Source organism: Providencia sp. PROV141, assembly GCF_028481645.1.
GTDB classification, from domain to species: Bacteria; Pseudomonadota; Gammaproteobacteria; order Enterobacterales; family Enterobacteriaceae; genus Providencia; species Providencia rettgeri.
In genome coordinates, this window is record NZ_JAMPPR010000031.1 from 30949 (window position 1) to 46038 (window position 15090).

The 15090-nt window shown below is 40.5% G+C and carries 12 protein-coding genes; 9 read left to right on the forward strand and 3 right to left on the reverse strand.

Annotated features, from left to right (window positions below; genetic code table 11):
- The first annotated feature begins 57 nt into the window (after window positions 1-57).
- The 4 genes from PSF09_RS18535 to dld all read left to right on the forward strand — a co-directional run bounded on the left by PSF09_RS18535 (window position 58) and on the right by dld (window position 6204).
- Window positions 58-2025 carry a ligand-gated channel protein gene (locus PSF09_RS18535; RefSeq protein WP_272684295.1) on the forward strand — a complete coding sequence of 656 codons (1968 nt, stop codon included), beginning with the start codon at window positions 58-60 and terminating at the stop codon, window positions 2023-2025.
- A 360-nt stretch (window positions 2026-2385) separates the two neighbouring features.
- Window positions 2386-2598, forward strand: coding sequence for a hypothetical protein (locus PSF09_RS18540; RefSeq protein ID WP_272664673.1), 213 nt, complete (start codon window positions 2386-2388; stop codon window positions 2596-2598).
- Window positions 2588-3973: an APC family permease gene (locus tag PSF09_RS18545; protein WP_210836272.1), complete on the forward strand. Its 1386-nt coding sequence runs from the start codon at window positions 2588-2590 to the stop codon at window positions 3971-3973. Before PSF09_RS18540 ends, PSF09_RS18545 begins: the two co-directional genes overlap by 11 nt.
- A 491-nt stretch (window positions 3974-4464) precedes the next feature.
- Window positions 4465-6204, forward strand: a complete 1740-nt coding sequence (gene dld, locus PSF09_RS18550; protein ID WP_272664674.1) for a D-lactate dehydrogenase — start codon at window positions 4465-4467, stop codon at window positions 6202-6204.
- 72 nt (window positions 6205-6276) lie between these two features.
- Here the strand turns inward: dld and sbcB are convergent, their stop codons facing one another.
- Entirely contained in the window at window positions 6277-7704 is a 1428-nt protein-coding gene (gene sbcB, locus PSF09_RS18555; protein WP_109911592.1) for an exodeoxyribonuclease I, read from the reverse strand.
- A 349-nt stretch (window positions 7705-8053) separates the two neighbouring features.
- Here sbcB and PSF09_RS18560 point away from each other — a divergent pair, with 349 nt between their 5' ends.
- Complete coding sequence (locus tag PSF09_RS18560) at window positions 8054-9337, forward strand: MFS transporter (RefSeq protein WP_272664675.1); 1284 nt, start codon at window positions 8054-8056, stop codon at window positions 9335-9337.
- 124 nt (window positions 9338-9461) lie between these two features.
- Window positions 9462-9794 carry a PTS system regulator TmaR gene (tmaR, locus tag PSF09_RS18565; protein WP_004253179.1) on the forward strand — a complete coding sequence of 111 codons (333 nt, stop codon included), beginning with the start codon at window positions 9462-9464 and terminating at the stop codon, window positions 9792-9794.
- A gap of 79 nt (window positions 9795-9873) precedes the next feature.
- Here tmaR and PSF09_RS18570 read toward each other — a convergent pair whose 3' ends face one another.
- Window positions 9874-10563 carry a helix-turn-helix domain-containing protein gene (locus PSF09_RS18570; RefSeq protein ID WP_272664676.1) on the reverse strand — a complete coding sequence of 230 codons (690 nt, stop codon included), beginning with the start codon at window positions 10561-10563 and terminating at the stop codon, window positions 9874-9876.
- 207 nt (window positions 10564-10770) lie between these two features.
- Between PSF09_RS18570 and PSF09_RS18575 the strand changes: the two genes are divergently transcribed.
- The 3 genes from PSF09_RS18575 to PSF09_RS18585 are packed head-to-tail and all read left to right on the forward strand — an operon-like array spanning window position 10771 to window position 14470.
- Complete coding sequence (locus PSF09_RS18575; protein WP_272684296.1) at window positions 10771-13101, forward strand: molybdopterin-containing oxidoreductase family protein; 2331 nt, start codon at window positions 10771-10773, stop codon at window positions 13099-13101.
- Window positions 13102-13103: 2 nt separating this feature from the next.
- Complete coding sequence (locus PSF09_RS18580) at window positions 13104-13652, forward strand: 4Fe-4S dicluster domain-containing protein (protein ID WP_272664678.1); 549 nt, start codon at window positions 13104-13106, stop codon at window positions 13650-13652.
- Window positions 13653-13654: 2 nt separating this feature from the next.
- Window positions 13655-14470 carry a dimethyl sulfoxide reductase anchor subunit family protein gene (locus PSF09_RS18585; RefSeq protein WP_272664679.1) on the forward strand — a complete coding sequence of 272 codons (816 nt, stop codon included), beginning with the start codon at window positions 13655-13657 and terminating at the stop codon, window positions 14468-14470.
- Between the two features lie 216 nt (window positions 14471-14686).
- On the opposite strand, the gene PSF09_RS18590 is transcribed toward PSF09_RS18585, so the two are convergent.
- On the reverse strand, window positions 14687-14977 hold the full coding sequence (locus tag PSF09_RS18590) for a putative quinol monooxygenase (RefSeq protein ID WP_272664680.1): 291 nt from the start codon (window positions 14975-14977) through the stop codon (window positions 14687-14689).
- Between the last annotated feature and the right edge of the window lie 113 nt (window positions 14978-15090).

The window sequence follows — 15090 nt, forward strand, 5'->3', positions numbered from 1 at the left end:
ATCAATGTGAGCAAATCAATTCATATATAAAACAAAATATCTCTTGGAGAGTTGGGAATGGTTGTTTTTAATAAAAGAAAAGTGGCAATTAGCATTATTGCGGCTATTGCTGCGGCGCCTGCATTTGCTGATGACAGCAAAGATAAAATCTATGTGACAACGGCATCAGGCTACCAACAGAAAATTGAAGATGCACCTGCGTCTATTTCTGTTGTGACGCGCGAACAACTCGAAACTAAAGCTTACCGTGATGTGACTGACGCATTAAAAGATGTACCGGGTGTTTTAGTGACTGGCGGCGGCAGTAGCTCTGACATTAGTATTCGAGGTATGGATGCTAAATACACCATGATTTTAATCGATGGTAAACGTGTTGATACACGTACAACTCGCCCAAATAGTGATAATTCAGGTATTGAACAAGGTTGGTTACCACCATTACCGGCGATTGAACGTATTGAAGTGGTACGTGGCCCTATGTCATCGCTGTACGGTTCAGATGCAATGGGTGGGGTAATCAATATAATCACTCGTCGCGTACAACAAGAGTGGACGACCAGTTTACGTGCAGATACTACACTCACTGAACGTAAAAATTCAGGGAATACAGGCCAAGGCAGTTTCTATACCTCTGGACCATTAATTGATGGGTTATTGGGGGCTAAGCTGCAAGGTCAGTATTCACAGCGTGGTGAAGACAAATATGAAGGTGGTTTTAATCGTCAAATTATGACAAGTGGTGGCGGTACATTGTCTTGGACACCGGATGATAAAAATACCTTTGATTTAGATTTCAAAAAAGATAATCAGCATCGTGATTCACGATATGGTTATTCAAGAAGTAGCACTGCAAAAACTGAGAATAAAGAGAAATTTGAAAATACACACGTTGCCTTAACGCATTATGGTTTATACGACGGTTTTTCTACAGATACCTATATTCAGCATGATGAAGCTAAGAATATTGGTCGTAAAATGAAATCAAAAGATACGACTATGCGTAATCAAAGCGTATTTTTGCTGGGTGATCATAGTCTAAGTCTTGGTGGACAATACCGTAAAGAAAAATTGGAAGATGAGCAGAATAAACTAAAGGCTAGTTCTCTAGACAGATACAGCTGGGCATTATTCGCAGAGGACGAATGGTTGATGACCAATGACTTTGCGTTAACAGGTGGTGTTCGTATGGATAAAGACGAAAACTACGGTACCCATTGGACTCCGCGCTTATATGGTGTGTGGCATCTTGATGAACAATGGACGGTTAAAGGTGGGGTTTCAACTGGGTATAAAGCACCTGATTTACGCCAATCGTCTGCAAATTGGGGGCAAGGTACGGGTGGTGGCCAATCAAATGGCGTCATTTTTGGTAACCCTAGTTTGAAACCAGAAAAAAGTGTAACTGAAGAGATTGCGGTTATTTGGAATAATCAAGAAAATTTAACAGCAAGTCTAAGTATTTATAATACTGATTTCAAAGATAAAATAACTGAAATCACACGTTGTGATAACAAAGATAGTAGTAATAAATGTAGTACTTCAAGTAACCCAATTGATCGTGATTATGATTTTGTTAGTGATCGTACTAACATTGGCAAAGCAAATATGCGCGGGATTGAAGCTACATTTAATTGGAACATTCTGGATAATTTAGCGTTCACAAATAACTATACCTTCACTGATACTGAACAAAAAAGCGGTGTAAATAAAGGTAAAGCGTTAAATAAACAACCTAAACATATGGTTAATTCGACATTGACTTGGGATACGACTGAAGACTTACAAACTTGGACTCGAATGAACTTTAGGGGCAAGACATCTGATTACCAAGGTCGTCGACAAGCAATGAGCAAAGGTACGCCATCATATGCATTATTTGATTTAGGCGCGAGCTATCAATTAAATAAAAATGCGAATTTAGTTGGTGGTGTCTATAACGTCTTAGACCGTCGTATTGATACTGCAAACTACGGTGCTGAATTAGAAGGCCGTCGCTACAATATCGGTATCAACTACAACTTCTAATCGAAAAAATAATTTCGATTAATCCAAACCCTTTGGCTTTTACCAAAGGGTTTTTTGTTGATTAAAACCTGATAAAAATCATAAGAAAAAGAGGTTATAAGCAGATATGGCAAAAAGTCAGAAATAATCAAAATTTCTCATGGAAAATAGGGTGATTTGTTAACAATTTAACTTGCTATTTCGAGTTATGGCGTGCAAAATGCGCGAACTAAAAAATAACTGATGCTTAATTAAATGAAGCATCGGTTTTTTTGTTTTTAGGAACGTTCATTCTAGCGGGGCCGGACATAGAGCCGGAGAGATAATTTTAATATTTACGTGTAGCAAACATTTTTCGCTACCGATTTGAGGAATGCTTTTATGGCTTACTTTTTCGCATTCGCAGCAGGGCCAGGCACTGGCGGCTGCCGTATCGATGACTATGGGGCTCTCGGTGGCTTCGCTCACACGCCTTTCTCCCTCTCTTCGTTTTTCTCTGCCTATAGGCAGATGCAAAGTCTTCCCAGTAACTGTCGATTAAGCCGAAGTAGTATGCAATCGAAAGTTATGGGAGGGCTTAGACGTGCAAAATAATACTCCAATTCCATTAGACATCGGTCACAATCAAACGGGTGCGAATAACCGCGTACAACTTGCAAAAACCTTAACATTGGTGCAAGTAGTGATGATCGGTATTGCGTATATCCAGCCAATGACGATATTTGATACCTTCGGAATGGTGTCAGATAAAACCGGTGGACATGTTCCAACTTCATACATTATTGCACTTGCTGCGATACTGTTTACTGCTCTGAGCTACGGTAAATTGGTGAAACGTTTCCCATCAGCCGGTTCAGCGTACACTTACGCCCAAAAATCAATGAGCCCTCATATTGGCTTCTTGGTGGGTTGGACATCCTTGCTGTCCTATATTTTTATGCCAATGATCAACATCTTATTGGCTAAAATTTATTTACAAGATATTTTCCCTAATGTTGAACCAGCGATTTTTGTTGTGGGTCTAGTCATATTGATGACGGCAGCAAACTTACGCGGTATCAACGTGATAGCGAACTTAAGTACCGTGATTGCGATTATCCAAGTTGGTGTCATGGCGGTCTTTACGGGCTTAGTTATTCACGGTGTTTCGAATGGTGAAGGTTCAGGTGAGATTTGGACATTTAACCCATTTGCGAATGAAAAAACCGAAGTGATCCCGCTGATAGCTGGGGCAACAATTCTTTGTTTCTCATTCTTAGGTTTCGACGGATTAAGCTCATTGTCAGAAGAAACGCCAAATGCGGGTAAAGTCATCCCGCGGGCTATTTTCTTAACTGCGTTAATTGGTGGTGTTATCTTTATTACCGTTTCTTTCTTCTTACAGCAATACTTCCCTGATGTATCACGCTTTAAGAATATTAACGAGACACAGCCAGATATTATGCGTTTTGTTGCTGGAGCATTCTTCCAGTCAATCATTCTGGTGTTCTCATGTGTTACGGTATTAGCGTCAGGTATGGCGGCTCATGCGGGTAGTGCGCGCTTAATGTATGTCATGGGGCGTGATGGGGTATTCCCAGAAAAAGTATTTGGTTATGTTAGCCCAACGTGGCGCACTCCAGCATATAACGTATTAATGGTTGGTTTCTTAGCACTAGGCGCTATCTGGTTTGAAATGGATTTTGCAACCGCGTTAATTAACTTTGGGGCTCTAATCGCGTTTACCTTCGTGAATATTTCGGTTATCAGCCAATTCTTTATTCGTGAACGCCGTATGACTGGGGCTAAAAATATCATTAACTATTTGATTTTACCTGTCATCGGGACATTAACAGTCTGTGTGTTATGGCTAAATATTGAAGAAGATTCAATGGTATATGGCCTAGTCTGGACTGCGGTTGGTTTAGTGTATATGGCTGTTTTAACGCGTATGTTTAAGCGGCCTATGCCGCAAATGAGTGACGTGTAACTATATTCTTCATATTTCGGGCTGTAGCTGCGTTGCGTTCTCAAAACGACATGGGTCACATACTTATGTATGCTCCCCATGATCGTTTTGCTCGGCGTCTTGCTACAACGCGAACTATTTTGAATATATCTAAAATCTCGTTTTTAAATATACCTAAAATTTCGCTTTTAAATAGATAGGCCGTACTTCATATTTCATGCGGTAGCGGTGTTGTATTCACAAAGCTACAAGGGTCACATACTTATGTATGCTTCCCATGATCGTTTTGCTCGGCGCCTTGCTACAACGCGAACTATTTTGAATATAACCGAAATTAGAACTGAAATCAGAATTGATAAAATAGCGCCCTTGAGGCGCTATTTTTTTACCCGTTAAGAATTATTTAAGATAAAGCGTGTAGCCTATTAACATCATAATATTATGTGATATTGTTGTTACAACACATAATGTATAACTATGATAATTACGAATTCGATGAATAAGGCACACAAATGAATGATGCAAAGAAACCTGAGAATCAACGATTATTACTGACGCTTAGGAATATTGTTGGCAAAAAAAATATTTTAACAGAGCCGCATAAAACAGAGCGTTATCGCAAAGGCTTTCGCTCTGGTATGGGGGATGCAATCGCGGTTGTATTTCCAACAACATTGCTAGAACAATGGTATGTTTTCAAAGCGTGTGTTGAAGCGGATAAAATTGTCCTAATGCAAGCGGCGAATACCGGGTTAACCGAAGGGTCAACACCGAGCGGTTATGACTATGACCGCGATATTGTCATCATTAGTACGTTGAAATTAAACCAAATTCAAGTTTTACCGGAATTTAACCAAGTGGTTGCGATGCCGGGAAGCACTTTGTACGATCTGGAAAAAATCTTAAAACCATTAGGGCGCGAACCACACTCTTTGATTGGGTCTTCGTGTATTGGTGCCTCTGTCGTTGGGGGGATTTGTAACAGTTCTGGAGGGTCGCTAGTACGCCGAGGTCCTGCTTATACTGAGCTGGCTCTCTATGGCCGAGTCAGTGATGATGGCAAAGTAGAATTGGTAAATCATCTTGGTATCGATTTAGGGAACACTCCAGAAGAAATTCTGACAAACCTGCAAAATCGCGGTTATAGCAGTGAAGACGTGCAAGTTAGCGATAAATTAGCGTCTGATCACGAATATGCAGAACGCGTTCGTGATGTCGATGCAGATACGCCATCACGCTTTAACGCAGATGAGCGTCGTCTATTTGAAGCATCAGGGTGCGCAGGAAAATTAGCCGTATTTGCTGTTCGTTTAGATACCTTCCCAGCAGATAAAAAAACACAGGTATTTTATATCGGTTCTAATAATCCAGATGTTTTGGAAGATATACGTCGTTATATTTTGAGTGAATTTAAAAACCTGCCAGTAGCGGGGGAATATATGCACCGTGGTTGCTTCGATATTGCAGAAGTTTATGGCAAAGATACCTTTTTAATGATTGATAAATTCGGCACTGACAAAATGCCAATGTTTTTCACCATTAAAGGGAGAATTGATGCGGTATTAAATAAAGTTCCATTCCTGCCATCAAATCTGATTGACCGTACTATGCAAGTTCTCAGTAAATTATGGCCCTCCCATTTACCACCTCGTATGAAAGAATTCCGTGATCGTTACGAACACCATTTAATGTTGAAAATGGCCGGAGATGGCATTGAGGAAGCTAAAGTTTGGCTAAAATCTTATTTTTCAAGCGCAGATGGCGGCTATTTTGAATGTACCCCCGAGGAGGGAGCAAAAGCGTTTTTACATCGTTTTGCAGCTGCGGGTTCTGCGGTTCGTTATCATGCTGTTCATAACAAAGATGTGGAAGATGTTTTACCTCTTGATATCGCATTACGCCGTAATGATAGAAATTGGTTTGAAACGTTACCACCAGAAATTGAAAAGTTATTGGTGCATAAATTATATTGTGGCCACTTTATGTGCCATGTTATGCATCAGGATTATGTATTGAAAAAAGGCGTAGACCCGAAAGAGCTAAAAGAAAAAATGTTAGCTTTGTTAGATGAGCGAGGCGCTCAATATCCTGCAGAGCATAACGTAGGACATTTGTATAAAGCTCCTGAACAATTGAAATCATTCTACAAGCAATCTGACCCAACAAACACAATGAACCCTGGTTTAGGTAAAACAACTAAACGTAAAAATTGGGAAGGGGATTGTGGTTGCGGTCATTCTCATGACCATTAAGGCACATGTCATATAAATGAAAAAAGGCAGGTATTGGTAAACATTTCAATATCTGCCTTTTTTATTGCTAAATTAACTGGCGAGATCTCTCGCATAATTAATCAATGCTTTTAATTGCTGACAACGCTTTTCATCATGTTGATGCTCTACAAGTAATAGTTGTATTTGTTGCATGTATTCTGTTAAACGCTCTTCATTAAAGTAGTCTCTACGGTGCTGTAACCAGCGCTGCTGTTCATCATAAGATAAGGTTGCAGGGTAATTACGTGCTTTGTAGCGAAAGAAAAGTTCTTTCATGCGCTTATCTTCAAAACTTAATTCCAATGCAGGTAAGTTCTGTGGGGAAGTTTCACGAATAATATCCATAGTTGAGCGGTCAGAAGGACTGAAAAAACCATTATAAATTTGTGTATCGACATCGTCTGACTCGGCAAATATTTGAGGCTCGCTAAATAACTCAATTAATTTATTACGAATTTCAGGGTGCTTGCGTAAGGTTTCCAGATTACGCATACACAAGTCACGGTCAACACCTGTTCGCTGTGCATCTTCTGGCCGCAGTGTTTTTTCTGGCGCTAGAATTGGGCATTTATTAATATGAACTAATTTTACAGGAACGGGAGAAGCGCCCGCCAATTCAGCTTTAGGCGTATATAATCGGGTACGTAATTGTTGAACATCTAACTCAATTAATGGTGAGATATCGGCAGATAAATCGCACATAATGACGGCATTTTTGTTATCAGGATGCCAAGCAAGCGGAGCGACTAAACTGACATAAGAACGCAATGCGCCAAACATACCAGACACATGAACTAATGGTGTTATTTCTACAATATCAATAAGTTGGCTTATTTTGTTTTTGTTTCTTAGCTGATAAAAGTAATCGAACATTCGCGGTTGAGCGGCTTTCAATAGTTTTGCCATATTAATAGTGGCTAAAACGTCAGACATTGCATCGTGCGCATTTTCATGAGCAACCCCATTTGCTTTGGTCAAATGTTCTAAACGCATACTCGGTAAGCCATCTTCATTTTCTGGCCATTGAATACCTTCAGGGCGAAGCGCAAAACAGGCACGCAAAGTGTCGAGTAAATCCCAACGCGAATTTCCTTGTTGCCAACTATAAGCATATGGGTCGTAAAAATTTCGGTAAAAAATATTACGCGTAACTTCATCATCGAAACGAATATTGTTGTAGCCCATAATACAGGTATTAGGGACACTAAAAGCCGCATGAATTCGTTTAGCAAACTCGGCTTCATTAATGCCTTGAGATAATGCTACCTGCGGGGTAATCCCAGTGATCATGACGGCTTCAGGTTGCGGTAAATAGTCATCAGCCGGAGCACAATAAAAAACTTCGGGTTCTTCAATGATATTAAAATCAAGGTCAGTACGGACCCCTGCAAATTGCGCAGGTCTATCGAGAGCAGGGCGCTTACCAAAGGTTTCATAGTCATGAATAAAAAAAGTCGGTTGTTTTTTATTATCTTGCAACGTTTTCACCATTTTGATGGTTATATAGTAGATTGATAGTGGTCAATTTATTGCTATTCACTATACCTTGTTGATTAATGATACCTTATCTACCGTAAAAGCTAAACCAAGGCTATCTGATATTGAGCGGGTGAGATTGAGAGCCCGTAACTTGGATGATTTGATGAAATATTTTACCCAGCAGACATTCGTCATCAATTAGTGAGAGTATATCGTGATTGATATCACATATATTGACTGTTAACGTTAACATCGGTGATTAACATCACAATTAACAGGCTATTTTGTGGTTTGAAATCAATGTTAACCTTAACATTTCATCAGGATAATTTTTGATAGGTGATGAAATATGAATCGTGGTTCAAGAAAGTACTATGCCTCTTTGAGTGCATTATTGTTTTTTTTCTTTTTCACGTGGTCATCAACGTTTTCTGTCATTGCAATCTGGCTGCGTAAATATGTTGGCTTGGATGGTGCGGATACAGGATTTATTTTCTCTTGTATTTCGATTGTGGCACTTTGCGCACAGCCACTCTATGGGTTTATGCAAGATAAATTAGGATTACGAAAAAATTTACTGTTATTTATTGCAGTACTACTGATTTCATCTGGCCCATTTTTTATGGTTTTCGGTACGCTGCTAAGATGGAATGTATTTTTAGGCAGTGTTATTGGTGGCTTGTTTATTGGCATGACTTTTCATGCGGGCATTGGTGTTCTTGAATCTTATACAGAGCGAGTCAGCCGATTACGTAATTTTGAATATGGAAAAGCGAGGATGTGGGGCTCATTGGGGTGGGCAAGCGCAACGTTTTTTGCTGGGCGTAATATTAACCTGAACCCTGATTACAATTTTATCATGGCAACCGTTTCAGGCTTATTATTTTTAGTTATTTTATTGAATTTAAAAACGGCAAACGCAGATGCGTATAATAGCCTTGAACATGGTAAACCTTCAGCCATCACGGTGAAAGATGCTTTGCAATTGTTTGTACAACCCCATTTTTGGGCTTTGATATTGTTTGTATTAGGAACCTGTATATACAGTGTGTATGACCAGCAATTTATGGTGTATTTTGCCCATCAGTTTCAAAGTGAGCAATTAGGTAATGAGATGTACGGTTATCTAAATTCATTGCAGGTTTTCTTGGAGGCAGGAGGCATGTTTTTAGCGCCATTTGTCGTCAACCGAATTGGTGCTAAAAATGGATTGTTGTTTGCGAGTTCTGTAATGGCACTACGCATTATTGGTTCAGGGTTAGTTGATGGCGCGATTATGATATCGATAATGAAATTACTGCATGCCGTTGAGCTCCCGATTCTGTTAGTCGCGATTTTTAAATATAACAGTCTTCATTTCGATAAACGTTTGTCATCGACACTTTATTTGGTTGGCTTTAGTTGCATGAGCTCTGTCGTTGCAAGTATTTTATCGCCATTAGCGGGTTGGGGGTATGATAAAATTGGTTTTGCTGATACCTATCTGGTCATGGGGATATTTGTTATTATTACGACGATATTATCTGCATTTTGTCTCAGAGGTGATGGGGCAGGCAATCAAGAAATCAGAGAAAAAGATCAAACAAATAAATGTAATGAAGATCACTCCGAAAATTTGGTCGTTAAAGTATAAAGTGAAATCAATTTTCAGCGGAATAATTTGATAAATATGCGAAACGGGCTTGTAACTCAATAGGATTAGATTGTATTGTGTTAATAGATAATGCGTTTTGAATATTGACTAGAGGGTTTTAAACATGGACAACGCTAACAAGCCGTCTTTCCAAAATGTTCTGGAATTTGTGCGTATGTTTCGTCGCAAAAATAAAATTCGTCGTGAAATCACCGACAATGAGAAAAAAATTCGTGATAACCAGAAGCGTGTTTTGCTGCTGGATAACTTGAGTGAATATATAAAACCAGGTATGTCGATTGAAGATATTCAGGCAATTATTGCGAATATGCGTAGTGATTATGATGATCGTGTTGATGATTATATTATCAAGAACGCTGAACTCTCCAAAGAACGTCGTGAAATATCGAAAAAGCTCAAAGAGATGGGTGAATTACCGCGTATTGATGTGAAATAATTACCGTGTAAAGCCGAGGTCATCTCGGCTTTACTGTTTTTGGCTTGAGTCGATAGATAACATTGACCACGCGTAGTTATTATAAATTTAACCGATTAACTTGTTTGATTAATGCGGTTGCTAACCTTTCCATTTCATTTTCTGCAATAAATCCCATCGTCACTGCTGCTGCGACAAGCTGGCCTTCACCATTAAATACAGGGCACGCAATAGATTGCGCTCCGGGAATACCTTCAGTTGGTTGGTAACGGATGGCATAACCTTGTTGGATAACTTTATTAATTTCGTCTTGCGAATAGGAATTCGAGCCAAATTGGTTATCAAATGCGGAATAAACCAACCCAGCTGCACTTTTTACGACAGGTAATGGCGTATTAGGTAAAAAGTCAATTTCAATATTTTTGAAGCTACGATTATATTTCACTAAAGAAAGAGCCTTCCCTAGACGCGTGGCTATACCTGTTGAGACGTTCTGTTCATCACGAAATTGAATCAAACTATTGTTAATGGTTTCGATGTAAGAGTCTTCAGGTTTAACAAAATTAGCTAAGAAGGTTAAATTGCGGCCTAAACCATAACGGCTAGTTTGAGAATCTTGGTACAGCATTTGTGTACGGCACAGTGAAACCAGATATTTATGTAGACGGCTTTTTGATATCTCACAACCTTTTGAAATATCCGCTGCGCGAGCAATGCCCCCATTTTGAGCAATATAATTTAAAATGCTTACGGCTATATCAACAGAATTAACACCTTGCAGAGTAGACATACATAAACCTCAGTTTAACAAGTCCTGAAATTTTACCATGAGTTGCCTTGTGCTGCTAACGACCCGACAAAGCAAAAAAGTAACCCGAAAGCAGTAGTACGTTATTACCTATAAATAGATAGAATTATTGATGCCACTCAAGTTCATCTTTGGTGAATGGAGTATATATATAGTGTACTTATAAAGGCAATGTCGAGGTTTACTATAATGAAAACGATAAATTCACTACGTTTAAAACGCCGAACTCTACTCAAAGGGCTTGGCGTTGTGGGGTTGGCGAGTATCGCACCCTGTTCTTATGCACAAGGAAACAGCAATCAACCCTTACCTAAAGTGCGACTCAAACTGTCGGACTACAAAACATTTCGGTCAACCTGTGCAATGGAGTGTTTGCATTGCAACCTAACCGCATATACCTACCAAGGTAAGCTGATGAAAATTCAGGCGACGGAAGGGTTTAATGTCAAATGTTGCTTGCGAGGAATCAGCCGAACTAAATGGGTCTATCATGATCAACGCATCAAAACACCATTACTACGAGTAGGCGAAAAAGGTAAAGCTGAATTCAAACCGATAAGTTGGGATGAGGCGCTGGATCTTATTGAAAAAAATATCAGAGAGACCATTGATAAATATGGCAATGAAGGGTTGTTTATTTCCACTCATGCTGGAAATATGGACTCAATTAAAAATGATATGGGGAAGGCCTTCTTTGATTATTTAGGCGGGTCAACGAAACAAGCGGGTTCACTTTGTTGCTCTGCTGTAACAGCTGCGATGATCCCGATGCTCGGGCTGAGGTATGCAGATACCCGCGATACGATAGCGGATAGCCGTTATATCCTGTGTTGGGGCAATAACCCAGCTGTTACGATGCAAGCCTATTTTAAAAATTATAACCAAGCGAGAAAAAATGGCGCTCGATTAGTGGTTATCGACCCGCGCTTTAGTGAAACTGCGGCAAAAGCAGACGAATGGATACCGATTATTCCAGGGACAGATACCGCGCTTGCTTTAGGGATGATTAAAATCATTATTGAAGAAAACCGGATAGATGAAAATTTCTTGAGGGCTCATACTGGCGCGGTTTATTTGGTTGATGCGGACCAAAAACAAGTTAGGCAGAACAAAGATGATAAGGACAGCTATTTAGTTTTCGACACATTAAGCAAACAGTTAGTTCGCCATGATTCACCGGGCATTAAACCGGCACTTTTCCAACATGAACTTCCTGAAGATTTGAGTTATACCACTGTTTTTGAACAAATTTATCAACAAGCAAAAGGTTGGGATATTGCCCGAGTCAGTGAAGAAACGGATATTCCAGTGGAAACTATTGTACGTCTTGCTCGGGATTACTCCTCAATAACACCGTCAATGATTGTGCAAAATATGTCAGGAGCACAACGAACCGAACATGGTGCTTATGTTGCAGGAAGCCAGTTCTATCTCGCCTTATTGACTGGAAATATAGGTAAACGAGGGGCGGGTGTTTGTGATGCTGGTGGAGCTCGGCAAATGGCTAACTTTAGCCCAATAGTGCCACCAGCACCGAATGTGAAAAATATTCCTCCCATTCCTGTTGCGAAAGTTGGCGACTTTATCGTCAATGAAAAGCCACATCCGATTAATTTCTGGTGGATTATGACGATGGGGGTTATGACCCAATTGCCGAATACCAACAAGGTTCGCGAAGCACTAAAAAAAGTTCCATTTGTTGTGGTAGCAGATAATCTCATGAGCTCAACCGCCTTATATGCTGATTTAGTTTTACCTGTGACCACTATTTTTGAAGATACCAGCTTGATGGCGGGCGTTCGTAGCCAATATGTCCAATTAATGGAAAAGGCGGTTGAGCCAGCAGGTGAAGCAAAACCAGACTATTGGATTTTTGCTCGATTAGCAGAACGTTTCGGCTTTGGCGACGTATTTAATAAGCCAATAGAGCACTATATTGATGCTTGTTTAGTCGGCTCTGGTATTACTCGCCAAATGTTGGAAAAAGGCCCCGTACGGCCGGTAGAAGGGGATTGGATACCATTCAAAGACGGTATTTTTAGGACATCAACCAAAAAAGCACACTTGTTTGTTGAAGATTGGCAAAAGAAAAATTTCTCACCTGTCGTCGCATACTACCAAGTGACCGAGTCTGTTAAAGGTTCACCTGAATTAGCCAAAAAGTATCCTTTGATGGCAGTTCAGCGCAAGTTAGCGCGTAGTGTGCACTCAAGTCATGGAATGAATGAATGGATCCTCGAAGTACAACGAAACCAGCCGAATGTCTTGATTCACCCAGAAGATGCCAAATCTAGAGGTATTAAGAATGGGGAATGGGCAGTCACCTTTAATGACCGAGGAGAACACCGAGCCATTGCTGTTGTGACAACGCATATTAAAAAAGGCGTAATTTCACTGGATAACGGCTGGTGGGAACAACAAGGGGGAAGTAGCAGTCATGTCACGAATGACCAAGTTGAACATTTGGGAACGGGGCACTGCTGTAATAGTACGTTAGTTGATGTAAGAAGGGAGGCTTAATCATGGTCAAGCAATATGGTTTCTTAATAAATACAAAAGATTGCTATGGTTGCCGCACTTGTTCAATGGCTTGTAAATCTGAGAATGTGACCCCGCCGGGTGTCTTGTGGCGTCGAGTTCGCGAATTCAACGATGATTCACCGAATACTCAAGCATTTATTACGATGTCTTGTAACCATTGTGATGACCCACAATGTTTAAAAGTTTGCCCAGCAGACACCTATACTAAACGGGCGGACGGTATTGTCGTTCAAGATCATGAAAAATGTATTGGTTGCCAGATGTGTATTATGGCCTGCCCATATCATGCCCCTGTGTTTGACCCCGCAGAAGGGAAAACCAGCAAGTGTAATATGTGTGCGGAGCGGTTAGATGAAGGCCTACAGCCAAGGTGTGTGGAGTCTTGCCCTACGGGTGCCATTGAGTTTGGCGACATTACCGAATTGCGTAAGAAGCACACGACAAACTGGGCGGTACTGGAACAGCGTTATAATATGCCAGACCACACGATCAGCAATCCAAACATTGTGATTATTGGGATGGAGGACTAATCATGGATATTAAACATATGGAACTCCCTCTGGTATTTTTTACAGTGATGAGCCAGTGGGGGATTGGTGCTGTTCTCGCATTAACCATTTACCAAATGAAAGCTAGTCAGGAATCCCTATTATCAGGCGCTGTATTACGTCGTGCAGTGCTATTGATATGGCTGATTGAAGTTATTGGTTCTTCGATGTCAATGGGGCATTTAGGTGTGCCTCTTGAAGCATACCGTTCCGTTCTGGGGTTAAGTCATTCATGGCTAAGTCGCGAAGCAGTGACATTTGTATTATTAAATGGTGTTATCACTTTGTGGGCTCTATCTTGCTGGCTGCAACCTACAGTAAACACACGCAACACGATATTAGGCTGGATCAGTGGGATTGGTGGATTAGCCGCTATACTTGTCACGGCACAAGTCTATTATCAAATGGTTGCTCACCCATTATGGCATACACCAGCAACACAAATTGCGTTTATAGGTAGTGCAATTGTCCTTGGTTTTAGTCTAGTGGCCTTATTTGTTATTGGGCAAGGCAAGTTATTACCCTCGACAATTAAAGTCGGCGTGCTGATAGGTGTTGCATTGGTATTAATTGCACAGATTATTCGCTTACAATTACCTGCAAGCCAAGGCGGGAGCTACTTGCTGTGGTGGCAAGTAGTGATGAGTATGATATTGCCTTGCATTATGGTGATAAAAGCATACAAGGAGCGACCATCCGCAGTCTTACTTGTATTGATAATGTTGGCGATGTTTAGCGGAGAGTTAGCTGGCAGAGCCTTGTTTTATGGTTCGGTGATGACCCAAGCTCCTTGGTTCTAAAAATCCTCGTCATATTTCGGCCTGTCGCGTTGTTGGCGTCGCACACTCGCCCTAGTCACATACTTGTGTATGCTCCTAGGGTCTTGTTTAGCTCGCCGCCTAGCGACAGGTCGAACTATTTAGAGGATTATGTAGGTTTGTCGATATCAGAGTTCGGCCTGTAGTGTTGTGCACGGGTTCTAGTTATATGATTGGGGGCATGTTTAGCTAATGTGCTTATTCAAAAGCACCATTCATCAGTTTGATAATAGGGTCAGAACGCTTATAACTGTTGATTAGGGGGACGAGGCGTTTGAAGTGTTCGCTGGCACAGTGAATATCGAGTGCTTCTTGATTTGGCCACTCCTCGATAAAAATAAAGTGCCCAGGATCTTTTTGGTCAACGTAAAGGTCATAACTGATACACAATGGTTCTAGTTTAGTCGCAGCGACCAATTCACGATATAACGGCATAACAATCTCAATCGCTTCACTTTGAATGAAATCTTCCGCAATGACTTTTAACATATATTTCCCTTTTCTTTATAATATGGCTGTATAAAAACACAGTAATATAAGCATAAATTCATTGAGAGCTCAATGTAAAAAACTGGCGAGATGATGAATTTTTTTAATTAAAA